The sequence below is a fragment of the Pseudofrankia coriaricola genome, from assembly GCF_001854805.1.
Lineage (GTDB): Bacteria > Actinomycetota > Actinomycetes > Frankiales > Frankiaceae > Pseudofrankia.
Window position 1 is genome coordinate 26,402 of sequence record NZ_MBLO01000009.1, and the last position, 24,429, is coordinate 50,830.

Annotated in this window: 21 protein-coding genes; 11 read left to right on the top strand and 10 right to left on the bottom strand. The window is 72.3% G+C overall.

Features of this window, described 5'->3' with window-relative positions; translation table 11 throughout:
* Window positions 1-96 precede the first annotated feature (96 nt).
* The 3 genes from BCD48_RS02250 to BCD48_RS02260 all read left to right on the top strand — a co-directional run bounded on the left by BCD48_RS02250 (window position 97) and on the right by BCD48_RS02260 (window position 5,396).
* Window positions 97-2,097, top strand: a complete 2,001-nt coding sequence (locus BCD48_RS02250) for a sensor histidine kinase (protein ID WP_241841460.1) — start codon at window positions 97-99, stop codon at window positions 2,095-2,097.
* Between the two features lie 325 nt (window positions 2,098-2,422).
* A complete protein-coding gene (locus tag BCD48_RS45300; RefSeq protein WP_083418059.1) occupies window positions 2,423-4,378 on the top strand; it encodes a general stress protein in 1,956 nt (651 codons plus the stop codon).
* 220 nt (window positions 4,379-4,598) lie between these two features.
* Window positions 4,599-5,396, top strand: a complete 798-nt coding sequence (locus BCD48_RS02260; protein ID WP_241841461.1) for an enoyl-CoA hydratase/isomerase family protein — start codon at window positions 4,599-4,601, stop codon at window positions 5,394-5,396.
* Between the two features lie 154 nt (window positions 5,397-5,550).
* On the opposite strand, the gene BCD48_RS02265 is transcribed toward BCD48_RS02260, so the two are convergent.
* Window positions 5,551-6,285, bottom strand: coding sequence for an SDR family NAD(P)-dependent oxidoreductase (locus tag BCD48_RS02265; RefSeq protein ID WP_071046564.1), 735 nt, complete (start codon window positions 6,283-6,285; stop codon window positions 5,551-5,553).
* Between the two features lie 553 nt (window positions 6,286-6,838).
* On the opposite strand from BCD48_RS02265, the gene BCD48_RS02270 reads away from it, so the two are divergent.
* Genes BCD48_RS02270 through BCD48_RS02280 form a run of 3 tightly spaced genes read left to right on the top strand, consistent with a single transcriptional unit; the run spans window position 6,839 to window position 10,127 of the window.
* Entirely contained in the window at window positions 6,839-8,209 is a 1,371-nt protein-coding gene (locus tag BCD48_RS02270; RefSeq protein WP_198543041.1) for a flavin-containing monooxygenase, read from the top strand.
* Window positions 8,206-9,699, top strand: coding sequence for an NAD(P)/FAD-dependent oxidoreductase (locus BCD48_RS51915; protein WP_083418062.1), 1,494 nt, complete (start codon window positions 8,206-8,208; stop codon window positions 9,697-9,699). Before BCD48_RS02270 ends, BCD48_RS51915 begins: the two co-directional genes overlap by 4 nt.
* Window positions 9,696-10,127, top strand: a complete 432-nt coding sequence (locus BCD48_RS02280) for a MaoC family dehydratase (protein ID WP_071046566.1) — start codon at window positions 9,696-9,698, stop codon at window positions 10,125-10,127. The genes BCD48_RS51915 and BCD48_RS02280 overlap by 4 nt, the downstream gene beginning before the upstream one ends.
* A gap of 236 nt (window positions 10,128-10,363) precedes the next feature.
* Here BCD48_RS02280 and BCD48_RS02285 read toward each other — a convergent pair whose 3' ends face one another.
* A complete protein-coding gene (locus BCD48_RS02285) occupies window positions 10,364-10,993 on the bottom strand; it encodes a TetR/AcrR family transcriptional regulator (protein ID WP_071046567.1) in 630 nt (209 codons plus the stop codon).
* Window positions 10,994-11,458: 465 nt separating this feature from the next.
* Here BCD48_RS02285 and BCD48_RS02290 point away from each other — a divergent pair, with 465 nt between their 5' ends.
* From BCD48_RS02290 to BCD48_RS02305, 3 genes are all read left to right on the top strand, one after another.
* On the top strand, window positions 11,459-12,031 hold the full coding sequence (locus tag BCD48_RS02290) for a DUF308 domain-containing protein (RefSeq protein WP_071046568.1): 573 nt from the start codon (window positions 11,459-11,461) through the stop codon (window positions 12,029-12,031).
* 197 nt (window positions 12,032-12,228) lie between these two features.
* Window positions 12,229-13,281: a DUF4037 domain-containing protein gene (locus BCD48_RS02300; RefSeq protein WP_083418063.1), complete on the top strand. Its 1,053-nt coding sequence runs from the start codon at window positions 12,229-12,231 to the stop codon at window positions 13,279-13,281.
* Window positions 13,282-13,889: 608 nt separating this feature from the next.
* Entirely contained in the window at window positions 13,890-14,654 is a 765-nt protein-coding gene (locus tag BCD48_RS02305; protein ID WP_131803720.1) for a hypothetical protein, read from the top strand.
* A 390-nt stretch (window positions 14,655-15,044) separates the two neighbouring features.
* Here BCD48_RS02305 and BCD48_RS02315 read toward each other — a convergent pair whose 3' ends face one another.
* The 5 genes from BCD48_RS02315 to BCD48_RS02335 form a co-directional block, all read right to left on the bottom strand.
* Window positions 15,045-16,595 (bottom strand): hypothetical protein, encoded by a 1,551-nt coding sequence (locus BCD48_RS02315; RefSeq protein WP_071046573.1) that lies wholly within the window; start codon window positions 16,593-16,595, stop codon window positions 15,045-15,047.
* Entirely contained in the window at window positions 16,592-16,915 is a 324-nt protein-coding gene (locus BCD48_RS02320) for a helix-turn-helix domain-containing protein (protein WP_071046574.1), read from the bottom strand. The genes BCD48_RS02315 and BCD48_RS02320 overlap by 4 nt, the downstream gene beginning before the upstream one ends.
* Window positions 16,912-18,033, bottom strand: coding sequence for a tyrosine-type recombinase/integrase (locus tag BCD48_RS02325; protein ID WP_198543042.1), 1,122 nt, complete (start codon window positions 18,031-18,033; stop codon window positions 16,912-16,914). Before BCD48_RS02325 ends, BCD48_RS02320 begins: the two co-directional genes overlap by 4 nt.
* Window positions 18,034-18,319: 286 nt before the next feature.
* Window positions 18,320-18,934, bottom strand: coding sequence for a dihydrofolate reductase family protein (locus tag BCD48_RS02330; RefSeq protein WP_071046604.1), 615 nt, complete (start codon window positions 18,932-18,934; stop codon window positions 18,320-18,322).
* Window positions 18,935-19,232: 298 nt separating this feature from the next.
* Window positions 19,233-19,604, bottom strand: a complete 372-nt coding sequence (locus BCD48_RS02335; RefSeq protein ID WP_071046575.1) for a hypothetical protein — start codon at window positions 19,602-19,604, stop codon at window positions 19,233-19,235.
* Between the two features lie 75 nt (window positions 19,605-19,679).
* On the opposite strand from BCD48_RS02335, the gene BCD48_RS02340 reads away from it, so the two are divergent.
* Window positions 19,680-21,002: a hypothetical protein gene (locus BCD48_RS02340; protein WP_131803722.1), complete on the top strand. Its 1,323-nt coding sequence runs from the start codon at window positions 19,680-19,682 to the stop codon at window positions 21,000-21,002.
* Between the two features lie 408 nt (window positions 21,003-21,410).
* Here the strand turns inward: BCD48_RS02340 and BCD48_RS51000 are convergent, their stop codons facing one another.
* The 3 genes from BCD48_RS51000 to BCD48_RS02350 all read right to left on the bottom strand — a co-directional run bounded on the left by BCD48_RS51000 (window position 21,411) and on the right by BCD48_RS02350 (window position 23,231).
* The gene (locus BCD48_RS51000; RefSeq protein ID WP_157910417.1) at window positions 21,411-21,572 is read right to left on the bottom strand and encodes a VOC family protein; all 162 of its coding nucleotides are present in this window, start codon (window positions 21,570-21,572) and stop codon (window positions 21,411-21,413) included.
* A gap of 56 nt (window positions 21,573-21,628) precedes the next feature.
* On the bottom strand, window positions 21,629-22,126 hold the full coding sequence (locus BCD48_RS02345) for a universal stress protein (protein WP_071046605.1): 498 nt from the start codon (window positions 22,124-22,126) through the stop codon (window positions 21,629-21,631).
* 160 nt (window positions 22,127-22,286) lie between these two features.
* Complete coding sequence (locus tag BCD48_RS02350; protein ID WP_071046577.1) at window positions 22,287-23,231, bottom strand: sulfotransferase family protein; 945 nt, start codon at window positions 23,229-23,231, stop codon at window positions 22,287-22,289.
* 208 nt (window positions 23,232-23,439) lie between these two features.
* Between BCD48_RS02350 and BCD48_RS02355 the strand changes: the two genes are divergently transcribed.
* Entirely contained in the window at window positions 23,440-24,402 is a 963-nt protein-coding gene (locus BCD48_RS02355) for a glycoside hydrolase family protein (protein ID WP_071046578.1), read from the top strand.
* The last annotated feature ends 27 nt before the right edge of the window (window positions 24,403-24,429 follow it).

Here is a 24,429-nt window from a genome sequence, read left to right on the forward strand (position 1 = left end):
CTCAAGGTCACCTGCCTGCGCCGGCTGGACAGCCCCATTTCGTAGTCCGGAGAATCGGCGTTTGACAGTCTCCGCGGCCGCGTGCATGATCACGCCGTGCACGTCGACGGGGACATCCCCACGGCGGTCGTCCCCGTGCAGCCTGGTGCGCTCCCCGGCCTCCCCGCCGTCCTCCCAGCGCCACGCGCCGACCCGCCCGACAGCGGCGCGGCGCGGACCACCGACATGGGCCATGGCCTGGCGCCAAGGGTCATCGACGCGGATGACCGTCACCCGCTGTCACCCGTCGGCCGGCAGGCCCTCGCGGCGGTGCCGCGGCGCGGGCCCGAACCGGAGTGGCCCTCGACGCTGGTCGTGGTGGCCGGCGTCCTCGTGGGCGCCGTGCTCGGCGTGTGCGCGCTGGTGCTCAAGGCCGAGGACGGCTCGCATCCGCTCCCCCAGACGATTGCCGGGGTCGTGGGCGGCTACCTGTTCCTCGCCGCGGGAGCGGTCGCGCATGCCCGCGACCCCACCAACCGGGTCGGGCTGCTCATGGTGCTCGCCGGAGCCGCCTACTTCGCCGAGGACGTGCAGCTCGCCAAGACCACCTGGATGTTCGGGGTCGGCCTGCTGCTGGCCCAGGCGTCGACCGGGCCGCTCACCCACCTGCTGCTGGCCTTCCCCGACGGGCGCCTCACCTCGCGCGCGCAGCGGGTGCTCGCCGGCGTGACCTACGCGGTCGTCCTGGGGATCGGCCCGCTCTGCGCCCCGTTCAACGACACCAGCGAGCTCCCCGCCGGGCGGGTCAACCCGCTCTACATCTGGGGCTCCCGGTCGATGATCGAGACGTGGAGCCGGATCAACGCGGCGATCGGCGCCGTGGTCGGGGCCGGGGTGCTCGCCGTGCTGACGCACCGCTGGCTGACGGCGAGTGGGCCACGGCGACGGGTGCTCGCGCCGGTGTTCGTCACCGGTCTCGTCGGTGCCGCCGCGACCGTCGCCAGTGGGCTGGGCCCAGGTTCCAGCCCGCTGCGACCCGCGCTGCTGTGGGTGTACCTCGTCGCCTTCGCGCTGCTGCCGTTGGGGTTCCTGGCCGGGATCCCACGGCTGCGGTTCGGCCGCACCCGCTTCGGGACGCTGCTCGCCCAGCTCGCCACCCCGCTGCCGCACGCCGAGTTGCGCGCGCTGCTCGCCAGCGCCCTGGGCGACCCGTCGCTGCGGATCGCCTACTGGCGGCCGGAGACGGCAAGCTTCGTCGACGAGAACGGCCAGCCGCTCGACGTGGAGGCTCCCGGCGAGGACCTGGCCAGGCCGGGCCAGCGCCCGCGGTCTGACCGCCCCACCATGCGGCTCGTCGAGCGGGACGGGCGGCGGGTCGCCGCGCTGCTTCACGACCCCGCGCTGCGCGAGGACCCGCGCCGCCTGGACGCGGTCGTCGCCGCGGCGGGGCTCGCGCTGGACAACCAGCGGCTCGCCGCCGAGGTGCGCGCCCAGCTGGCCGAGGTACGCGCCTCGCGCGGCCGGATCGTCGCCGCGGCCGACGCGGAGCGCCGCCGCATCGAGCGTGACCTGCACGACGGTGCCCAGCAGCGCCTCATCATCGCCCGCCTTGCGGTGCGGATGGCGCAGGACCAGCGCTGCGCCCCTGAGCTCGCCGCGCTGCTCGCGCGCGCCGCCGACGGGCTGGACCTGGCGATCCGGGAGCTGCGCGAGCTTGCCCGCGGCATCCATCCGGAGATCCTGACCGAGGCCGGGCTGGTGGCGGCCGTCGAGGCGCTCGTCGACCGGGTGCCCCTCGACGTCCGGGTCGTCGCGGCGGATGTGCCGCGGCTGCCGGCCGCGGTCGAGGCGACGGCGTACTTCGTCGCCGCCGAGGCGGTCACGAACGTGCTCCACCACGCCGCGGCGACGCGTGTCACGATCGAGATCGGCCACGGCGGCGGGCGGCTGCGCGTCGCCGTCACCGACGACGGCGCCGGCGGGGCCGACCTCGCCGCCGGGACCGGCCTGCTCGGCCTGCGCGACCGTGTGTCCGCGCTGGACGGCACTCTCGTCGTCCACAGCCCGCCCGGCCGCGGCACGACCGTCCGCGCCGACCTGCCGGCCGCCGGCGGCTGAGCGCGGATCCCACCCAGGACGGCGCGCACCGGGGCCGCGGACAGCGCGGCGGGCATGGCGCCGTCGGCGGTTGCCCAGGCTCGGCCATCGCGCCATCGGCCATGGGTGACATGCCGGACAGGTCCTCTGGGCCGCCCACCGTGGAACAACGGAAACGGACTGCCGGGCGCCCCAAGGACCGCGCCCCGTCGGAGCGCCTCCTCCCCCGCCAACTGGTTGACTGTGGGTGTCCGGGGGAGGTCACCGAGTGACCTCGCCAAACCGGAGCGGCGGGCCGACCCGCCCGGGCGAGGCGGCAGAAGCGGCCCGAGGAGAGGTGGTGGCGATGGGTTGGCGCGAGTTCCTGGGACTGCGCGAGCCGCGGCGCCCGCACGAACAGGACTACGACCACGACGACCGCGGGCGGGACCAGTCCCATGACGACCGCGGCTACCCCGAGGACCACATCCCGCGGGAGGAACCCGCTCACGAGTACGAAGGCGGCTCCCAGGAGCGCGGTGTCCGCGCCGAAGACGGCGAATACCAGGACGAACGCGCATACCTCGAACGCGGGTACCAGGACGAGCTGGACTATCCGGCCGAGTTCAGGCATCCGGAGGACCGCGACGTTCCCGACGAGCGAGAGCACCGCGAGGACTACCAGGCCGGGGCGGCGAGCCCGGTGTCTCCCGGAGACGTCGACCGGGGCGATCGTGTCTTCCGATCCGGCGACGTCGACGAATCCCCGGATCTCACCCCGACGAGCCGGGGTTCGCTGAACGAGGCCCGGCCGGCCGCCACGGGCCGCGAGCAGCCCACACCCACGGGCCCGTCCGCTCCCGCCGGGGACCGCGCGGCTCGGGCGGCTGACACCGGAGCCTTCCGGTACGAGCCGTCGCCACCGGTCGGCGAGCGCACTGGCCAGGCGGCCGGCGCGCGGCCCCTCTCGGGTGAGCCGGCCCTGACCGCCGAGGAGCGGGTCGGTTCGGCCTCGGACGTCGAGTCGTTCCTGACCACACCGGCCCCGGCTGCCGGGCAGCGGCCTCCGGCTGGTTTCGAGGTGTTCGAGGCTCCCGTCGAGCGCCTCGGTGACGTCGGTGACGTCGGGGGCGCCGGGCAGGCGGACGACCAGTGGCCCGCCGGTGAGGAGGCGTCCGCCGGCCGGGCCGGCGGCCTGGGGCAGGAGCGCGGCGAGCGGCTCGCGGTCGACCGGGACCGCTACCAGGAGTTCCTGGCGGCCGACGCGGAACGCGAGGAGGCGGCCCGCGCCGAGGCGAACCGTCCCGCCGGCCCCGCCGCGCGGCCGGCCCGCCCCGCACCCGGCGCCAAGCCGGCCGGCAAGCGCCAGGAGACTCGTTCCGCCAGCGGCCAGAGCCCCGCGGAGCGCCGCGGCGCGCGGTCCGCCCAGGACGGCGGCCAGGAGGGTGACGGTCAGGCCCGGTTAGCCGTCGGCGGCGGCGACCCCGGTCACACTGGCTGGGACGACGGCCCCGGCTGGGACGACGGCGACGCCGGTGCGCGCGGGCTGGCTGGCGCGCCTGGCGACCAGGAACCCGAACCGGCGGCTGGACGGACGTTCGACGCGGCCTCCGCCGACTCAGCCTCTACCAGCGCCGCCTCTACCAGCGCCGCCTCTACCAGCGCCGCCTCTGCCGGCGCGGGCTCCTTGGGCGCCATGCCCGTCGGCGCGATGGAGACGGAGCGGGCCGGCGGCGCGCAGGCACCGGCCGAGCCCGAGGCCGAGGCGGACCGGGCACGGAGCGCGCCCGGGACGAAGCCGGGCCAGGAGCTGAGTTGGCGGTTCCCACCCCAGCAGGTGGTCGCGTCCTACCAGACCCATGACCAGGCCGAACGGGCGGTCGACCACCTGGCCGACGCGCGTTTCCCGGTCGAGCGGACGGCCATCGTCGGCCGCGGCCTGACCAGCGTGGAGACGATCGGGCGGATGTCCTGGCGGGACTCGACGCTGCGCGCGGTCGGGGGCTGGGCGGTGGCCGGCGCCCTGGTCGGCCTGGTCTTCGGGCTGCTGGATTGGGTCACGCCGCTGCGGGCGGCCTTCTCACTCGCGCTGTGGGGTCTGCTCTTCGGCGCCCTTCTCGGCCTGTTCGCCGGTCTGCTGACGTGGGTGTTCGCCGGTGGGAGCCACCAGCGTGTTACGCACAGCCATGTCTACCGGGCGCACAGCTACGACCTGCTCGTAGACTCAGAACTCGCCGAACGGGCCAGGAGCACCCTGGTTCTCGGCGGCTTCCCGGTCACCGGTTCGGTCCGCAAGGACGCGATCTCCTTCCGGCACCGCTGACCCCCGCGTCCCGTCGCCGCGGAGCGCCCGCGGTCCCCGCCGGGCCGCCGGGCCGACAGCCCCCGGCCCGTCGGGCCCGTCAGGCCCGCCGGGACATCGGGCCGTCAGGTCCCACGCCACGGGCCGCGCACGAATGCCCGCCGCGGAGCGCCTCCGCCGGCTGTCTGGTAAGCACGTTCTAGCCGGGCGGATGTCAGTGACGCAGCTGAGGTGGTTCTCTGTGGGTGACGTGACGCGGTGGGAGACCCTGGACGTCTCGGTCGACGGGCCCGTCGCCTGGGTGCGGTTCGACCGGCCGGACCGGCGCAACGGCGTCACCACCGAGATGGCGGTCGAGATGTACGGGGCGCTGTCGGAGCTTGCGGCGCTGGACGCGGTCAGCGTGCTGGTGCTCACCGGCAACGGGGACGCGTTCTGCCCCGGCGCAGACCTGCGCGCCGCCGCCGAGGACGGCCAGGCGGCACGGCGGCTGCCCGACCCGGAGACCTACCACTCGGCCCGCCTACTGCACGAGATGCCGGCGCTGACGGTCGCCGCGGTCAACGGTGCCTGCGCGGGCGCCGGGTTCGCCTGGGCGGCGGCCTGCGACGTGCGGGTCGCCTCGGCGTCCGCCCGGTTCGCCACGGCGTTCCTCGCGGTCGGGCTGCCCGGCGAGCTGGGCCTGGCCTGGACGCTGCCGCGCAGCGTCGGCGCGACGCGCGCCCGGGAGCTGCTGTTCCTGGCCCCGAAGATCGACGCGGAGCAGGCCCGCGAGTACGGCTTCGTCAGCCGCGTCTGGCCGGCGGAGTCGTTCCAGCGGGAGCTGGACGGCCTCGTCGCCCAGCTCGCGGGCCGGCGCCTCGAGGCGGTCCGCGAGATGAAGCGCAATCTCGTCGAGGCCGAGCGCCTCCCCCTGGGCGACTACATCACCGGCGAGTCGGCCCGCTACCTGGCCCTCCTCACCGGCGACGGCCCCGACAGCGTCCGCGGCCGTATGGCCCAGCGCCGCGACCAGATCCAGGCCGACCACACCGAGTAGCCGGGCTCAGCCCAGCCACCCAGCCGAGCAGGCGAGCCGCGCGCCGAGGTGGTGCTGACCTCCGACGGCGAGGAGGTCGGCCGGGCCAGGGCGGACCCGTCGATCCCGGGGCCAAGGCCGGGGCCGGGCGCGGTGGCCGGCGGAGCCGCGACCGTCAGGCGATCGAGCCGCCGTCGATGAGGTACTCGCCGCCGGTGATGACGCGGGAGGCGTCGCTGACCAGGAACAGGACGAGATCGGCGACGTCCGTCGCCTCGGCGGCGAAGCCGAGCGGGATGTGGGAGAGCGCCTCCCGCTCGTGGTAGCGCAGCATGTCGGCGGCCATCTCGGTGCGGACCAGGCCGGGGCAGACGCAGTTGACCCGGATCTGGTCCCGCCCGAGCTCCAGCGCGGCGGCCCGCGACAGGCCGCGCAGCCCGAACTTGGAGGCAACGTAGGCCGAGCCCATCGGGATCGCCTTGATTCCCGCGGCGGACGCCGTGTTGACGATCGCGCCGCCGCCGCGAGCCCGCATCGCCGGGACGACGGCGCGGATCCCGAGGAACGCGCCGACGAGGTTCGTGTCCAGCACGTCGCGGAAGGTCGCCTCGTCGGTGTCGACCAGGCCGCGGCTGACCATGACCCCCGCGTTGTTCACCAGGATGTCGAGGCCGCCGAACTCGCCGGTCGCGGTGTCCACGGCCTGTGCCCAGGTCTGCTCGGCGGCGACGTCGCCACACACGAAGCGTGCGGCGGTGCCGAGTCCGCCCGCCGCCGCCTTCCCCTGCTCGCCGAGCCGGTCGACGAGCACGACGCTCGCCCCCTCGGCGACGAACCGTTCCGCCTCCGCGAGCCCCTGCCCCCGCGCCGCCCCCGTGACGATGGCGACCCTGCCGTCCAGTACCCCCACGCCGTCCGCCCTCCTCCGGCACCCTCGCCGGTCACCGGTCCGCCCCGTGCCGGCCGCGCCCGAGCGCGGCGGCCGCCCGGAACGCCCGCGTGACCGTGCCTACCAGACCTCCCGTCCGGCGCGCAGCCTAAAGCCCGCCGCGCGGCCGGCGCCGGGCGAACTGTCACAGGCCCGGCCAGACCAGCGAGCGGCGACCCCCGCGGTCCGCAAACCCGGCGGTCCCCGAGCCCGCCGGTCCCCGAGCCCGCCGCCTCCGGCGGCCTGACTGCGCGCGGACGCGGCGCGGTGTCAGGTGGGCGACGCGGCGGTGGAAGGTTCGGGGAAGGCGCGGTTCCTAGCTTCTCCCTCAGCACCACGAGCACACCGGCCGGACCTGCCCCTCCGGCCGGACCGACCACCGCATCGGCCGCTCCCCAGACCCGGCCGTGCCGCCCTCCCCCGGCGGCACGGCCGTCCTGGCGCCGGCCAGGCCGCCGCATGATGCCGCTCCCCGCCGGGGGCCTGGCCGGCGCTGCCCCGACGCGGCGCCCGCCCGCGGAGGTGGAGAAAGGACATGAGCCCTATGGAGACCATCGACACGGTGGTGATCGGCGCCGGACAGGCCGGTCTCGCCGTCAGCCGCTGCCTGGCCTCCGCCGGGCGGGAGCACGTCGTGCTCGACCGGGGCGCGGTCGGGCAGCGCTGGCGGGACCGCTGGCAGGCCCAGCGGCTGCTCACCCCGAACTGGATGAGCCGGCTGCCGTTCTGGTCCTACCAGGGCGACGACCCCGACGGGTTCCGCGCCTTCCCCGAGCTCGTCGGCTACCTCGAGGACTACGCGTCGTCGTTCGACGCGCCCGTCCAGGCGGACACCACCGTCGAGTCCGTGACCCTCGCGGCCGGCTCGGCCGCCCGCTGCCCGGCCGGCACGACCGGCGCTCACCGCGCGGGCGGCGCTCACCGCGCGGGCGGCGCCGGCGCGGCGCGGCGCGGGCCGGCCGCCCGGTTCGCGGTGTCCACCGACCGGGGTGGCTTCCACACCCGCAACATCGTCGTCGCGGCGGGCGCGTGCGACGAGCCCGCGGTGCCCGCACAGTTCGCCGGCGCGCTCGGCGGCGTCCACCAGCTGCACGCCGCCGACTACCGCGGCGCGAGCGGCCTCCCCGCCGGCGGGGTGCTCGTCGTGGGCGCGTCGTCGTCCGGGCTGCAGGTCGCCGAGGAGGCGGCCCGGGCCGGCCGGCAGGTCACGATCAGCGTCGGCGCGCATCGCCGGCTGCCCCGCGCCTACCGCGGCATGGACATCTGGTGGTGGCTGGACCGGCTCGGCATCCTCGACCGGAGCGTCGAGGACATGCCGCCCGGGCAGCTGGCGCGCCGCGAGCCGTCGCTGCAGCTCGTCGCCGGCCGCGACCTCGACCTGGGCCTGCTCGCCGACGCCGGCGTCCGCCTGGTCGGGCGGCTGCGCGCGGCGAGCGGGCACCGCGTCGAGCTCGCAGACGACCTCGCGGACACGACCGGCGCCGCCGACGCGCGGATGCGCCGGATCCTCGACCAGATCGAGCGGAACATGCGCGGCAGCGGCCTTGCCGCCGAGCTCACCGACCCGGAGCCGTTTCGTCCCGTCGCCGCGGCGCCGGCGCCGGCGCGCCTCGACCTGAAGGCGGCCGGCATCGGCACCGTCGTCTGGGCGACCGGCTACCGCCACCCCTACCCGTGGCTCCAGGTCCCGGACGTGCGCGACGCCGCGGGGCAGATCCGCCAGCGCGGCGGTGTCACGCCCCGGCCGGGGCTCTATGTCATCGGCCTGCCGTTCCTCGCCCGGCGCAACTCGCACTTCCTCGACGGCGTCCGCCACGACGCCCGCACAGTGGTGACCCACCTCTGCCTCGGCCAGATCCCCTGGCCGCGCGTCGGCGGGCGGATGGACGGGGTATCTCGGCGATGACGAAGCCAGTGGCGACGCCGGCGACGGCGGCCGCCGCCACGGCCGCCTACCGGCGAGGGTCCTACCCGGTGGTCAAGCGGCCGTGTGACGTGGTGGTGGTCGGGGCGCGCTGCGCGGGGGCGGCGACAGCGATGCTGCTCGCCCGCGCCGGCCTGCGGGTCGTGGTGCTCGACCGCGCCCCCAAGGGCTCCGACACCGTATCCACACACGCGCTGACGCGCGGCGGCGTGCTGCAGCTGCACCGTTGGGGGCTGCTGGACGCGGTCGTCGCGGCCGGCACCCCGCCGGTACGCACCACCGTCCTCCACTACCCCGACGAGACGGCGCGGGTGGCCGTGCGTCCGACACCCGGTGTGGAGGCGCTGGGCGCGCTCTACGCGCCGCGCCGGACGGTGCTCGACGCGATCCTGGTCGACGCCGCCCGCCGCGCCGGCGCCGAGGTCCACTTCGGGATGTCGGTCACCCGGCTGCTCACCGATGGCGCCGGCCACGTCGTCGGCGTCGCCGCCCGCCCCGTCACAGGCGGCACCGGCACTGGCACCGGCGACGAGGACAGCGACGAGGACAGCGACGAGGACAGCGACGGCGACCGCCACGGCCACGACGGTGACGACGACCGCGACGACCGCGGTCGCGGTCGCGGGGCCGCGCGGGAGATGCTCGTGCGGGCCGCGCTAACGGTCGGCGCGGACGGGATCGGCTCGACGGTGGCCCGGGCGGTCGCCGCGCCGGCCGTTCACGTCGGGCCGTCCGCCGGGTCGTACCTGTACGGCTACTGGCGCGGGCTGCCCACCGACGGCTACGAGTGGTTCTACGGGCCCGGCGCGTCGGCGGGCCTCATCCCGACCAATGACGGCCTGACCTGCGTGTTCGTCGGGCACGCCGCCGGACGGATGCGCGCGGTCCGCGCCGGGACCGGTGACGCCCGCGCCGCGTTCGACGCGGTGCTCGCCGCGGCCGCGCCGGACCTGGCGGATCGGCTCGCCGCCGCCGAGCCGGTCGCTCGCCTGGCCGGGTTCGGCGGGCGCAGCGGCTACCTGCGCGAGGCCTTCGGGCCCGGCTGGGCGCTGGCCGGCGACGCCGGGTTCTTCCGCGACCCGCTGAGCACCCACGGGATCTCCGACGCGCTGCGCGACGCGGAGCTGCTCGCCCGCGCCGTCCTGGACGCGGGCCCGGCGCCCGGGCCGGTCCTCGACGCGGCCCTGGCCCGCTACCAGCAAGCTCGCGACCGCCTGGCGCTCCCGCTCCTGGCCGCGACGGACCGGCTCGCCTCCCACGCCTGGGACGAGGCGTCCCTGCGACCGACGCTGCGCGCCCTCAACGCCGCGATGAACGCCGGGCTCGAGACCCTGCTCGCCCTCCCACCGCTGCCGCTGTCCTCCCCCGCCGCCCACGCGTGGATACCAGGCCAGGCGCCCACCGCGGCACCCGGCCGCTCCCCGGGCGAGACCGCACCTCCCTCATCCCTGGAAGGAAGCTCCCCAAGATGACTGGACTCGCCTCGATCGCCGTCGGGCAGCGAGCCACGCGTACCCGCGCGATCACGGTACGCGACATCGAGCTGTTCACCGAGATGACCGGCGACCGCAACCCGCTGCATTGCGACCCGGACGTGGCCGAGGCGAGCCGGTTCGGCGGGATCATCGTCCAGGGCGGGGTGACCAGCGGCCTGCTCAACGCAGTCGTCGCCGAGGACCTCCCCGGCCCCGGCAGCGTCTTCCTGCACGTCGACTGGAACTTCCGCGCCCCCGTCCGCCCCGGCGACGTCATTACCGCCACCGTCGAGGTCCTCGAGCACCGCGTCGACAAGGCGATCACCCGCCTGCGCACCACCATCACCAACCAGCACGCCGTCACCGTCCTCGACGGCACCGCCCTCGTCTTCCAGGACCCTTCCGTCGCCCGTCCGTCCGGTTGAAGGCAGCAATGCGACCGGTGGGCCGATGGTCAGGTCTTGGGGCGGCCTCGGTGACCTGTTCGGCTACGGCCGTTGGGGACCGACCGTATAGCCAACCCCCGACAGCGTGACGTTGGCGCGGATACGGCAAGCGTTGCCGATCGGTCCCGGGGAAACGGCGATCTTCCCGAGCCGTCTCACGAACGATCGTTTGCGGTCGCTATGTGTTGCTTCGTGGTCCGATGCTGTGCGGGTGCTCAGTGGAGGACGGTGAGCAGGCCCTCGACGCCGCGGTGGAACGCGGCGCCGACGCTGTCGACGCCGTCGAGGTGGGCGCCGGTCATGGCGCCGTCGCGCATCATCACGAAGTGCCGTGCGGCGTGCTGTGGATTGGGGCGCCGCGGTGAGGTCCCGAAGACCTGAGTGAACAGCTCGGCGAGCGTGGTCACATACCAGGCTCGGTGATCGAGGACCACCCTGCGCACCGGGTCGTTGGGGTCCGGGTACTCGGCGGCGGCCTTGAGGAAAGCACACCCGCGGAACTCTGGTCTGGCCAGGTCGTCGGCGACGGCGGTGCCGATCGCGCGCAGCGCGTCGGCCGACGACGGCGCGGTCTCGATGGCCGCTTGCACGTCGGCGCGGATGTGGGCGTCGACGCCGCGCAAGTAGGCAAGTACGAGGTCTTCCTTCGAGGGGAAGTGCCGGTAGAACGTCGCTCGCGTGGCCGGGGCCTCGGCGAGGATCCGCTCGACCCCGACCGCCCGGATTCCGTCGCTGTAGAACAGCCTGCTGGCCGTGGACAACAGTCGTTCCCGGGCCTCGGACCGCCCGTGCCCGCCCGAACTGCTGTTCGGGCTGTCGGGCGCGGAGCGGGTCGGTGTTGCCATGAGCCGACAGTAACAGAAAGAACGGTCGGTCTTGCAGTCGTCGGCTACGTGTGCCAGGCTCTGCACTGCTGCAAGAGAGAACGGTCTTTCTACTTGGAGGCATCATGCCGAGCCGAGACGCGACCAGCTTCCGAGAACTGGCCACCGTCGCCGAGCAGGCCTGCCCGGTCTCCAAGGCCCTGGCCGGCGCTCGCCAGTGATGTGCCCGATCCCCGGCACCCCCGCGCTCGCCACCTCGACCAGAACCTCGCGGCCACCACGCCGCGGTTGACCGGCCAGCAGGTCACCGCGCTCACCGCGGCAGCCAACAGACACACCCCCACCGCTGGCTGCGACCAGCGCACGCCGCACAGAAACCTTCCATCCACCCACGATCACCGGGACGTCGTGCCGACGACGAGTTCGGCTGCTCGCTCCACGCCAGCAGACACCAGATTCAACGGTCTTCTTTGGAATGGAACTGCCATGACCACGACTACGGCCCCTGTCGCTGCCAGTGTCGCGCCGGCGCTTCGTCGGCTCTACTTCGTTCGTTTCGGATTCGCTCTGGTCTGGGCTGTCGTGCTTTTCTCGACCGCGTCGAGCATCGGGCCGGTGAGCGCGACCCTGCTCGTGATCTACCCTCTGTTCGACGCGGGCGCCGCCATCGTCGACGCCCGCTCCTCCCGAGCGAGCCGGTCCGCCCTCGGCCTCCACGTCAACATCGCGATCAGTGCGATCGCCGCCGTCGGACTGGTCTTCGCGGCCGCCTCCGGCATTCCGGCGGTCCTGCGGGTATGGGGGGTCTGGGCCGTCGTAGCGGGCCTAGTCCAGCTCATCGTCGCTCTGCGGCGACGCAAGCTCGGAGGCCAGTGGGCGATGATCGCCAGCGGTACCATCTCCACGCTCGCCGGGATCTCGTTCTTCCTGCAGGCCGCTGCCTCTGACGCCTCGCTGAACAACCTGGCCGGCTACGCTCTGCTCGGCGGCGTCTTCTTCCTCGTCTCTGCGCTGCGCCTCGGGCCGAACGCCAGCCGGAGCACCGGTGGGAGGAACTGACATGACCGACCACACCACCAGGGTCGACAGCGTGTTCGACGTCATCGTCAATTGATCAACAGTTTGTATCTCGCGTTCAACGGCCATGACGATCTCCTCAAGGCCGTGAGCTTCAGCTTTCATTGGTCGTCGGCATCCCCAATCCGAAGTAGAGGTTTGGCAGATACGGCGCCTTCGGACGCTGTCAGTGGTCCGCGATGGTGGGTGCGGCCGGCGGCCAGCAGCCGGGCGCGGACGGTGTCGAGGCCGTTGACGGCCCAGTACACGACCGGGGATCCGCCGCGCGGGTTGCGTTCGCCGTCTGCCTGGTGGAAGCCGAGCGCGACGCCAGCGACGGTCAGCCGGGCGTACACGGACTCGCCGTCAACGTCGAGGTGGACCTCGCCGCCGAGCACGCCGGCCCACCAACGGGCGGATTTCTCCGGGTCACGCGGCACATGCGCCCGGCCCGCGGGCTGGTCCGTCACGGGATGGTCGTCGCCGGGCTGGCGGACTGGCTGACCGGCCACCTCGGATTCGACCCGCTGACCGGCGTCACGACGTTCGACTGGCTGGCCACGCCGACGCAGACTCTGGCCGAGGTCACCGGCGGGGCGGTGTTCCATGACGGGCTCCGCCAGCTGCACCAGGCCCGGCAGGCGCTGGCCTGGTACCCGGACGACGTGTGGCGCTATGTGCTGGCCTGCCAGTGGCGGCGGATCAGCCAGGAGGAGGCGTTCGTCGGCCGCTGCGGCGAGGCGGGCGACGACCTCGGCTCGGCGATTGTCACCGCCCGGCTGACCCGCGACCTGGTCCGCCTGTGCCTGCTGATGAACCGGGTCTACCCCCCATATGGCAAGTGGCTCGGCAGCGCGTTCGCCCGCCTGCCCTGCGCCGGCGTCCTGACCCCGGTGCTGACCGCGGCCCTGGCCGCTACCGGCTGGCACGACCGCGAACGCCATCTCACCCGTGCCTACGGGACCATCGCCGACCTGCACAACGAGCTGGGCCTTACCGACTGGGTCGAGCCAACGGCCCGGCCCTTCCACGACCGGCCGTTCCAGGTCCTCGACGCCGACCGCTTCACCACCGCCCTGACCGACACGATCACCGGCCCCAAGCTCCATGCCCGCCCGCTGACCGGCGCCCTCGACCAGTCCATCGACAACACCGACGCCCTGGGCGACCGCGCCCGCGGCCCGGCACTCGCCAACGCCCTCGACGTCGCCGACCTCCCAGACGCGCCGGGACCGGAATCCGGCCGGGCATAGCGCCAAAGCGCGACCCCGTGGCCATCGATCAGGACGGTACCGACAATCCCACCTGTGATCATGACCCGGCTTCTGATCCGGTGGGATGTTCGGGGCTAGAGCGAGGAAACGAAATACTCAAGGTAGTATGCCCGGGCGTGTGTGACGCTGGTCACTACGACTTGGGGTTATGGGGGTGGGTGTCAGGCGTCAGTTGATCTGGCCCGCCGGGGTGGCGTTGAGCTGAGGCAGGCCCTGTGCGGTGTCGTGCGCGGGGCCAATGGCCGTCATCCGATCTGGTCTGCCGGACTGGCGGAGTCGCGTATTCAACTGTCATGTATTTGCAAGATCTACTTCGCAAGTCGTCACTGTCTGTCGCAACTGTTACGAACGGACCCAGAGGTTGCTGCCCGGGTCTGTCACACCAGCGCCCGGGTACAGCGCCCCCCATCGCGGCTAGCACAGCGAGGGACTGGATCAGCTCCGGTGTGTCGTCCGGCGAGTTGGCGTCCTCCAATGGTGCACACGGGCTCGTCGCACCGGCGGACGTGGGCGAGCATGCCTATACCTTCGACCTGTAGCCGACCACGCGGCGGGCATCCGTCGCCGCCGATCTGGAGCACAACACCGTGTCCAACCCGACCGTCCCCACCCACGTTCCGCCAGCCCCGATGTATTCGGAGCGGCACTTCGAATGCTGGGGGCAGCTCGTCGAGACCTTCCCACGAGGACAGGGTCCCTACGATCCCGTTCTGGGCCACAAGGCGCAGGGATATGGCCTAAACGGCTATACAGGAGAGTTCGAGGCCGACACCCCACGCGCGCTGCAGTGCGCAAATGGTGGCGAGGACGACGACACCTGGCCGCTGCACGACGAGGACGAGTTCATCGCGGCGGTCGAGGAGCGGCGCGAGAGGCTGCTGCGCACCTCCTTCTACCAGCGCCACGACAAACCGGAGATCTTCGCGGCCTACGAACAGGCGGCGCGTGACGGACGAACCGAGCAGTCCCGGCGGGCCACCTACGAGATGTGGCGTCAGGCCCACCGAAGGCGGGCCTACTTCCTCGTCGGCGCCGAGCCGGTGCGGGTGGACCTGGCCGACGACGGCACCCCGGTGACGGCCTGGCGGCTGGACACGACGACCGGCCGCATCGTCTCGACCAGCCGGTCCGACGCGGACGCTGTCCTGCACGGCGCGGGCACGCGCGTCACCGAACGTTCCTGGCTGCTCGCGGTGGAGGACCGACGCGGGCTCGGCGGGGACGGTGCCATCGCCCAGGCCTACGCGAAAGCCGCGGCGGAGCCGGACGAGGTATACCGTCGCCTGATCCTGTTCCGCAGTTTCGATCTTTGGGCGGAGAAGTTCGCCGCCGACGACGGAACCGACCGGTGACGGAGACCTTCACCGTTCAGCGGTTGGGCACGCATCCGCGGCCGGAGAAACGCCGTGACTACTACCGCGAGACCGTCCGATTCATCGTTCCGCTTGCCGAGCGTCACCCGTGGTTCCGTGACTGGTTCGACGCGTGGCGCGCCGAGTTCGGCCACCTCGACGGCACCGCCGCGGTGCGGGGAACACCGGGGAGGCTCGAGGCCGCCCCGGCGTCACCCCTTCGGCGTCACCGCCGCGGTGTCACTGCTTCCCGGAGCCGGCGAGCGACGTGTTGAGGCCGGGGACCGCCCAGGAGCGATCGAGATCCTCCGCGCCCGCGCCGACGCCGGCGACGAGTATGCCGGCGGCCGGCTCGCCGAGCTGCTCGCGAAGGGTGGCGATGACCGGTTGCTACGTTTCGGTTTCAGTGTGGACGGGTCGGTGGCGGGCAGTCGGGACTGGTGAGTCTGATTTTCCGCCGCGTGTTCCGTGGTCGCCGGGGGCGTAGTGGCTCCAGGTGCCGCCGGCGTCGCCGACGAGGCGGGCGGTGTGGCTGTGGTGGAAGCCGAGCGTGCTGGCCACCACCGGCGCCGGGGCTTGCAAGACGAGCTGCCGCAGGGCGGCGGTTCGGCCGAGTCGGGTGGGGATGCCGAGTTCGCGGAGCAGGGTCGCGAGGCCTTCGGGGCGCAGCGGCTGGCCGGAGCGGCGACCGGGGAACAGCCACGGCGAGTTCGGGTTGGTCGCGGTGCGCATGTTGGTGCGACTGTCTCGGAGGGCGAGCAGCAGAGCGGCGAATGGTTCGGGTACCGGCGACGGTGGGTCTCTCAGCCGGATGAGCACCTGGTCGCCGTCGAGAAGGATGTCGGCGGTGGTCAGCCGGACGATTCTGCTCAGCGGTTGGGCGTAGAGCAGGACCAGCACGGCGGCGACCCGGGTCCGCAGCGCCGGTGTGTCGTCGGTGAGCAGCCGGCGCAGCAGGCCGATCCGACGGTGCTGGCTAATGGGGGCCTGCTGGCGAATCTCGTGACGGGGAATGGTGAGCGCAGGCATCTGCTCGGTGTGCATGGCCCAGCGCAGGAACGGCCGCAGACTGTGGTGTTCGTGGTCGCGGTGGGCGACGTGCCAGCGGTCGAGGTCGGCCTGGCCGCATTCCGCCAGGGTGCGGCCCTCTCGCGCGAGCCAGGCGAGGAACTCGGCCGCGCGCCGGACCTGGGCGGCGGCGCTGTTGCGGGTGTGGGTGCCCAGCGGCCGTCCCTCGGCGCGTCGCCGCAGCCAGGGCAGGACCTGCCAGGTGGTGAACTGCCGGAGGATGCGGGCGCGGCTCGGGTCGGGAAGGTCGGGTAGATAGCCGTGTAGCCAGCGCTCGAACAGCAGGATCTGCTTGTCCACCGGTGGTAGTAGGGCGCAGCCCATCAGCAGCTCGCGAAGATGCTCGGCGGCCCGCCAGGGCTCAAGCTCGTCGAACGCCTTGTGCGTCAGCGTGATCTCCCCGGTCCCCAAGCCGCGCAGGAACACCGGCACGTAGGGCTGATAGAGCCAGGTCAGTCCGGACAGTGGGTTGTCCATCGCGACGAGCGCGGCGTGCAGTGGCCGCAGCTCCGGTCGGACCTCGCCGGTGCCGTCGCCAAGCAGTTCGGCGAGCCGGTTGTCCAGGGTGCAGCGGGTGCAGCGCCGCCCGCCGTGCAGCTTGCCTTCACTGCCGCAACGCGAGCAGGTGTAGGACTGGCGGAACCCGGCGCAGCGGGTGCACACGGGCCTGCTCTCGGCCAGCGCGGGCAGGATGCGGTCCTGCCCGCAGCTCGGGCAGTGGCCGCGGAGCCTGAGTGCCCGGTCGTGACAGGTCCGGCAGACGTGGCCGTCGGGCCAATGGGCGGCGAAGTCGCGGTGCCGGCCGCAGCGGGCGCAATCCCGTTTGTACCAGCGTTCGTACTGCTCGGCCGTGGCGTGGGGACGGTCGGTCACTGCGGCCGCAGCCGGGCCCGTTTCGGCCGCAACGCGGCCAGGTCGACCACCGCGTCGTCGGTCGCCGTCTTCCGGACGGCGACGTCGTCCGCCTTGGTGACGATCAGCTCGGCCGGGCTGCACGCGAAGATGTCACACAATGCGGCCAGCACCGGCAGCGACAACCGCTCCGGGACGCCAGTGGCCAGCCGGTGCACCTGGGAGACCGACAGACTGATCCCGCGGTCGGCAAGCAGCGGCACGAGTTCGGTGGTGGAGAAAATCCCATGGGCGGCCATCACCTCCCGCAGCCGCCACTGGTAGCTGACCTGGCGTTTCATCGAGCCTCCTGGGCGGGTCTGAGCGCGGCGGTCATCGTGTCGTCGAGGACGCGGCGCAGCGTGCGGGTGCGGAAGTCCGAGGACACGCAGGTGTAGAGCGACGTCGTGGACGCGTGCTCGTGTCCTACCTGATGTTGGACGAACAGGGCGTCCCGGCCGGCCTCGATCAGATGGGTGACGTAGGAGCGGCGCAGCGAGTGGAAGTCGAGGTTGCGGTCGAGGCCGACCGCGTCCCGACAGGCGGCGAACCGAGCGTCGATCTGGCTCAACGCCACCCGTTCGGCGCGTTCTGACGGCCACAACGCCGCACTGCCTGACACGGCGAGCAGCGGGCGTACCTCGTGGACCCACTGGTCGAGGATCTCCGGAACCCAGTCCCAGACGGTCAGCACGCTGCGGCGCTTCGGCGGCGATCCCTTCATCGCTTTGCCGTGCCGGACGTAGAGCACCCCGTAGTCGCCGAACTCAGGGGCGTGCGGGTTGCGGCCCAGATCGGCCACGTCCAACATCCGGGTCTCGTTACGCCGCAGCCCATAGCCGTAGGCAACCTTGAACAGCGTGGCGTCCCGGAATGCTGACAGCCAGCCCTTCCGACCGGCTGCGCGAACCCGGGCGACCTGACCATCGGCGTGATCGAAGAACCCCTCCAACTCGTCGAGCGTGAACGCCCGCTTGCCCGGGGCGGACTCATTGTCCTGGACATGCACGGCGGTGTTCCAGGCGTGCACGACCTGGACCGGGTGAGTGCCGAACTGCCGCTCGCACTCGGCTGACCAGTCGTAAGCGGGGTCGGTCAAATAGTGGCAGAACGCCCGCACCGCCTCCTGGTAGGACCGCACTGTCGAGTGCCGCAGGTGTCGCACCGCCCGCAGGTCCCCCAGCCAGTCGTCGACCATCGCCGCAGTCCACTGCCACGGGAAAGCATCCGCGTGCCGGGCGAAAGCCTGCACCGCCTTCTCCCGACCGTAGATCGTGGAAAGCGCCAGGTTCCGCGCCAACTGCTGATTGCGCCACCCCTCCACCATCGCGGCGAACACCTGCTCCTCCGGCCGCAGCAGCGGCACCCCACGGGCGAGATGCAACCCGGCGGCGCCAGGTGCGCGCCCCTCATGCCCCACGAACAGTCACCCTCCGTCGATCGCATCAGATGCGGAATCTTCGCATCTGATGCGAAAGGGGCTGCGATCGGGGTGGTCCTGGCCCCCTACCTGGAAGGAAGCGCAGCCGCCGACAGGCACTCAGTCCCCTGTATCCGGCGGAAACCCGCAGCTCAGGCAGCCATCTAGTCGGCCATCGCCCGCCGTATCGCAAACCAACCTGAAATCGCATCCGTTGAAATTCGTGACACTTGTAGCAAGCAGCACAAAACCAACGCCACGGAGTTGGCCTTCGGGGCGAGTCAGCTCAGGTGACGTCGTAGGTCAGGTGCGTCGCGGTCGACGTCGGGGTGACGCTCCGCTGCACCAGCGTGCGGAGCGCTCCGCGGGTGAACAGGGGCGTCCCTGCGCCCAGCATGACGGGCGCGAGGTGCAAGGTCAGCACGTCGACCAGCCCGGCCTCGAGCGCCGAGCCGATCGTGGCGCCGCCGCCCATGAGGACCACGTCAAGCTCCTCGCCTCGGTCGGATGACGCTGCTTCCGCGCGTTCGCGGGCCGCGGTGACGGCGTCGGGCAGGCCGGTGGTGACGAACGTCCAGTCGAGGTCGGTGAGCCGCACCGACTCCGGTGGTGTGCTCGTGACGACGACGAACGCGGGCTTGCCGACCTCGCCAGCGCCGTAGCCGGTCTCGTCGTTCCAGCCGTCCGGCCCGTCGACCAGGTCGAACAGCCGGCGGCCCAGGACGACGGCGCCCGAGCGGGCGGTCGCCTCGCGCAGGACCCGCTGGTCGTCGGGGTCGTCGGAGAACGCCCAGGTGTGCAGGGCCTCGCCGCCGGTGCCCAGACCGTTGTCCGGGCCCGGGTCAGGCCCGGTGACGAAACCGTCGAGGGAGACCGAGATGTCTGCGACGATGCGAGTCATACGGGGCAGACCCGATGCGACGCCCGGACTCATCGGTGTGCGGATCTGGCCCATTTTGAGCGGTGACACCGACGGGCACGCCGTTCACCTCGCTGGCGATTCGGCGGGAAGCCAGATCGGAGGCCCCGCGTCCCGAGGAACCAGTGCCGTGTCAGTCCAAGACGCCGTCAGCGGTCTTCAAGTGCGGCTGTCGGTCGGTGGTGAGATATCCGAGGTCTGCGCAAACGCTTCCGCTACCCAGGTGAGCCACCGGTGGAGGGTGCTGAAGTCGGATCCTGACCAAGATCGGGCTCTCCCGCTACTTCGGCGCAACCCTTTCCTGCGAACCGGACCTGCGATGGAAGGTCGCCTTCCCCCGCCAGAGCAGGTGCGCCCCGGTCGACAGCACCTCGGTGGCGAGCCGGTGGGACAGGAAGTCGCGGTCCGCTAGGGTGATCATCCCGGGGCCGAGATGGGGCAGCAGGTCAAGGGCCAGCGCCGGCTCGCTGGTCGTCCACGGGCCGAACGCGGCCACGAGCAGGGCGTGGGTGCCGGCCTCGGCCGCGATCAGCCAGCGGGCCTTTGGGAGCGACGCAGGCCCGCCCACATACGACGACCCGGAGAAGAAGGCCCGGTTGAGCTTCGTGTCCGGCAGGTCAGAGGTCGACCCGTCGAGCTGGACCAGCCGCACCCCGTGCAGGACAACCCGGCCTGCCCGTCCACCCCGAGCTGGATACGATCAGTGCTCTGGTCGAAGGAGGGTGACGTGACCGACGAGACGGCGGCACCACAATATGACCCGGAGGAACTCACCGTCTATGTCGCTGAGGACGGACTGCTCTGCGTCGGTGACCGCAGCGTCGTCGACACCTACATCGCCGCCCTCCAGCGCAAGGCCGGACGGTCTTTGAGCGACCTCGGCATCGGCAGGCAGTCGCTTCTGGATATCGGTGCTGCAGCCTCAGTGCTCGAAGCCCTCCATGCGACCGGTGGCGAGTACTTCCAGATGCCGCCGAGCAGTCTCGAACTTTTCATGAAACTTGGGGTCGTCCCCGGTGCGGACGGCTGCTTCAAAGGCACTGTTCGGAGTGCCAATGGGCAGTTCTTCGCCAACCTCGACTTCCGGCAAGTATCGCTCGGTCCGACACGGGCCATGTCCATCCAGTTGGCCGTCGCCACAGCAGCACTGCGCGCCGCGATCAAGGACGTTGAGCGGGCAGTCGAGCGTGTCGAAGGCAAGGTCGATGACCTCGCCGCGCGGGCACGCTCAGCCACGCTCGGCGACGTGCTCGGTTCGCACCGGTTACTCAGGCAGCACGTTGCGACCCTCGACGAGAAAGGAGTGCTGCCGGAGACGACCTGGCAGTCCGTTGCCGCGCTTGGCCCACAGCTTGCTGTCGGTATCGAGAGGATCCGCCAGTTCTTGTCGCAGCGTGTGAAGAATCTCGACGTCACCAAGTCTGCCGCTGAAAGAGCCAAGCGGCTTCACGACGCCGTTGACAACAACAACATCGGTGAACTGTTCCAACTGCTGGTCGTGGCCGAAGACTCGCACTACCTCTGGCACCGCCTAAGTATCGAACACGCGCGAACCACCGAGCCACACAACCTCGAGCATGTGATCGCGTCAGCCCGCAAGCTCCTTCGCGACGATGTACAACTCGACCGCGAACTGCTCGATGACCTTCGCCAAGCCATCGATTTCTATGCCGCGCTGCGCCCGCTGGAGAAACACCGTGCGCTCTCGCGCAAGAAGCTTGAAGAGGACGTTGAGGCGCTGCGACGTGGCTTTGACGACTTCGCGGCCGCCCGCCAGATACAGGTGACGCATTGGCAGGCCATCCAGCGGCCCACCTGGGGCGATGTCGGCGCAGAACTTGGCCGACGTGGTACCGCGATCGGCCGCGCTGCTCAGAACGCCAGCGCGAAGGCCATCGCCGCAGCCGACGAGTATGCGAGCCGTGCCGCCGACGCGATCGTGGAGCAGGCCCGCGCCGCAGGCGACGCGATCGACCTTCAGGCACATCGAGTGGCAGACACAGCCAAAGATGCTTGGCGAAAGAAGCCCTCCCGGGACACGAACGACTAAGAGGTCACCACCGGCGGCTACACCTCAGTGCTCGACGAGCTGGCCCGCGCCGCCGCCGAGGAAGCGGCGAGGCTCGTCCCACGACCCCCACCAACGGCTCCCGCGCACACGTCGCGCACACGGGAGATCGACATGACCTCTCAGAGAGAGGGATCAAATGGCAAAACTGCAGGTCAAGTACTGTGCGCTCGGAGGGACTTGAACCCCCAACCTTCTGATCCGTAGACCTCGGCGGGCCGTCCACGAGCGTCCATCGGTGTCCATCGGTGCAGGTGACGGGCTCGGCGTCGTCCACCGTCGTCCACTGACGTCCACCCCGTTGCGGTACAACTGCCGTACTTCTCGACCCCGTGCCTCGGGCTACCTACGGTGACATCCGGAGGGCAGGGATCCGCGCGGCGATCCTTTCTAGGTTCGGATGGGGGAGCCGAAGCGGAGGACGTTCCCTTCAGGGTCGATGACGGCGCCTTCGCGTTGGCCCCAGTCGGTGTCCTCCGGGGAATGGATCTCGACTCCGGCGGAGCGCCACTCGGCGGCCAGGTCGTCGGCGTCGTCGACGATACTGGCCACCAGCGACTTTTCGTCGCCGCACGCGGCCCGGCCAGGCCGACTCTGATCACTACGGGTCAGGGAACGACGGTGACGGGCCACTTGCCGGCACGGACGAGGCGGGTGGCGAGGGAGCCGACGATGCGGTGGCCGGCGCTTTCGGAGGCGCCGACGACGACCATGTCGGCGTGCATCTCGTCGGCGGTGCGGCGCAGCGCGGCTAGCGGGTCGCCGAAGCGGACGACGAACGTGGTCGACAGGCCCAGCTCCTCGGCACGGTGCGCGACGATGTCGCGGATCTCGGCGGCGACGTCGACGGCGGCCTGCTGGATGGCGCCGGCCGCCATCGGGGCCATCGCCTCCCATCCGGGTGTCATGGTGACGTAGACGACGACCAGACGTGCCCGCTGGCGGCGGGCGACCCCGGCCGCGTACGAGGCGGCCCGCAGCGCGGTACGCGACCCGTCGACGCCGACCACGACCGTGCCCGGCCCGTCGGTACCCAGCTCGAACGGACCGGGGTTCCACACCGGCCCGAACCGCTCGACCGACAGAACCCCCGTGCCGTCCGCCATGTCCACGCGTCCAGTCTGCTCCGCCGGGACGGCGAACGGTGGCGCCGGCCAGCCGGCGGACGGCGCGGATTCCCGGCCGCGGATTCGGCCACGAATTCCCGGCCGCGGACGGGCCGTCGGGGCGGCCGCCAGGCGGTGGGCGGTGGGCGGTGGGCGACGGTCAGCTGCCGTCGTCGATGACGTCCGGCCCGAGGCCGGCGGTGAGCCAGTCGTCGTAGCGGAGGCCGGTGACCTCCTCGAGCAGCGCGATGTCGTCGACGAAGTACGGCAACACCGCCTTGCGCTCGGTGGAGGTGAGCGGACGGCGTCCGCCCTTCTGGCGCCGCAGCGCGGTGAGCAGCGGGCCGCGGAACACCTGCCGGACCGGGACGGGGAAATGGTGGCCGATCTGTCCGCCGGTACGCAGCGCCGCCCGCAGTGCGGCGTTCACCGACGTGTCGGCGACGAACGGGGTGACATTCTGCGACGGCACCGCGTCGAGCAACCCGATCCGTACCCCGAGGAACTCGCAGACCCGGTCCAGCGTGGGGGCCGGGTCCTCACGCAGGTCGCGGTAACGCAGCAGCAGGACCTGGTCGCGGGAGAACAGGCCGAGCAGGTGGGCGAGCTGCGCGCCGTAGAGGCCCTGGGAGACGTAGTGCCAGAAATGCGCCCAGCCGGCCTCGCGCCGCGGCTCCTCCAGCGCGCAGGCCCGGACGAAGTCGCGTTCGGGCTCGAGGCCGGCGGCCCACAGATGGGTCCAGTTCGAGTGCGCCCGGTCCACCGGGTTGCGCAGCAGTACGACCAGGCGGGCCTTCGGCAGCAGCCGCTTGATCCGGTTCTGGGCGTCCAGGTCGTACAGGTAGAACGGTGTCGCCTCGCCGAGCAGCGCGTGCGCCGGCGCGGGGGCGAACAGCGCCTCGTAGTCGGCAGGCCGCCACACGTGTTCCTGGTAGGTCTGGGCGTCACCCGGCCCGCCCCGCGCCGGTGGCGGGCCGGCCGAGAGGAAGAACTTCGGCTCTTTCACCGTGGGCAGGAAGAGGTCGGGGTGCCGGGCCAGCGCCGCGTGCAGCGCCGTGGTCCCGGCCTTGGGCACGCCGATCACGAGGAAGTCGGGAAGGGGCATCGTCGGTCTCGCTCCTGACGCAGGGCCGGGCGGCGGCCAGTCGTGGGAGAGCCCGGCCGGCGGATGCGGTGGCGACCGGTGTGCCCGCACCAGGACCGGAGCGGCGGCTGCCGGCGGGACAGATGCGGTGTACCCGCAGGATAACCGCCCATACACATTCCCGACCGGGAAGGTAATAAAGATGTAGCGCGCCGGTAGAGTACGACGGGTGCCGATCACCTCACCGGTTCCCGACCAGACGCCCTCCTCCCTCCCGCTTCCCCGTTGGGAGCCGGCGGTCACCGTGGTGGCCCCCGAGGGGGACGGCCCGGGCAACTGGGTGGGCGCGCCGAGCGCGCTGCTCGTGGACGGCACGTACTACCTGGCCTACCGGCTGCGCCGCCCGGTGGGCGAGGGGCGCGGCTTCGGCGTCGTGATCGCCTCGTCGGCGGACGGCGAGCGGTTCACCGAGATCGCGCGCATCGGCCGCGAGCCGTTCGGCGCCGAGTCGCTGGAGCGCCCCGCGCTCGTCCACACGCCCGAAGGCCGCTGGCGCCTCTACGTCAGCTGCGCCACCCCCGACAGCCCGCACTGGTGGGTCGACCTGCTGGAGGCCGACGACCCGGCCCGCTTCGACCCGGCCGAGCGGCGCACCGCGCTGCCCGGCGACGAGCACACCGCCGTCAAGGACCCGGTGGTGCTCTGGCACGACGGCCGCTGGCATCTGTGGGCCTCCTGCCACCTGCTCGACGACCCGGACGCGACCGACCGGATGGAAAGCCGGTACGCGACCAGCGCGGACGGCGTGACCTGGACCTGGCATGGCGTCGCCCTCGCCCCCCGGCCCGGCCGCTGGGACGCCCGCGGCGTGCGGATCACCGCGGTGCTCCCCGGGCACACCCCGCCCGTCGCCTTCTACGACGGCCGCGCGAGCGCCGCCGAGAACTGGTACGAGCGCACCGGCGTCGCGGCCGCGGCCCCGGCGGAGGCCGGCTTCGCCCGTTTCCACGCGGTCGGGACGGCGGCGCACGCGAGCGCCCCGCACGGCGACGGCGCGCTGCGCTACCTCAGCGTCGTCGACCTGCCCGGCGGCGCCAGCCGGATCTACTACGAGGCGAGCCGACCAGACGGGGCGCACGAGCTGCGCACCGAGCTCCTGGACGCGGCCGGCCCGACGGCGAGTGCTGGCTAGGCCGTCCCCGGCACGTCTCCCATGGAT

Excerpts from the sequence above, each read along its gene's own strand:
- BCD48_RS02330 (WP_071046604.1), bottom strand. The coding sequence starts at position 18,934 with ATGACTCGCATCGTCGCAGACATCTCGGTCTCCCTCGACGGTTTCGTC.
- BCD48_RS02300 (WP_083418063.1), top strand. The coding sequence starts at position 12,229 with ATGGTGGGTGCGGCCGGCGGCCAGCAGCCGGGCGCGGACGGTGTCGAG.
- BCD48_RS02280 (WP_071046566.1), top strand. The coding sequence starts at position 9,696 with ATGACTGGACTCGCCTCGATCGCCGTCGGGCAGCGAGCCACGCGTACC.
- BCD48_RS02270 (WP_198543041.1), top strand. The coding sequence starts at position 6,839 with ATGAGCCCTATGGAGACCATCGACACGGTGGTGATCGGCGCCGGACAG.
- BCD48_RS02290 (WP_071046568.1), top strand. The coding sequence starts at position 11,459 with ATGACCACGACTACGGCCCCTGTCGCTGCCAGTGTCGCGCCGGCGCTT.
- BCD48_RS02285 (WP_071046567.1), bottom strand. The coding sequence starts at position 10,993 with ATGGCAACACCGACCCGCTCCGCGCCCGACAGCCCGAACAGCAGTTCG.
- BCD48_RS45300 (WP_083418059.1), top strand. The coding sequence starts at position 2,423 with ATGGGTTGGCGCGAGTTCCTGGGACTGCGCGAGCCGCGGCGCCCGCAC.
- BCD48_RS02345 (WP_071046605.1), bottom strand. The coding sequence starts at position 22,126 with ATGGCGGACGGCACGGGGGTTCTGTCGGTCGAGCGGTTCGGGCCGGTG.
- BCD48_RS02350 (WP_071046577.1), bottom strand. The coding sequence starts at position 23,231 with ATGCCCCTTCCCGACTTCCTCGTGATCGGCGTGCCCAAGGCCGGGACC.
- BCD48_RS02320 (WP_071046574.1), bottom strand. The coding sequence starts at position 16,915 with ATGAAACGCCAGGTCAGCTACCAGTGGCGGCTGCGGGAGGTGATGGCC.
- BCD48_RS51915 (WP_083418062.1), top strand. The coding sequence starts at position 8,206 with ATGACGAAGCCAGTGGCGACGCCGGCGACGGCGGCCGCCGCCACGGCC.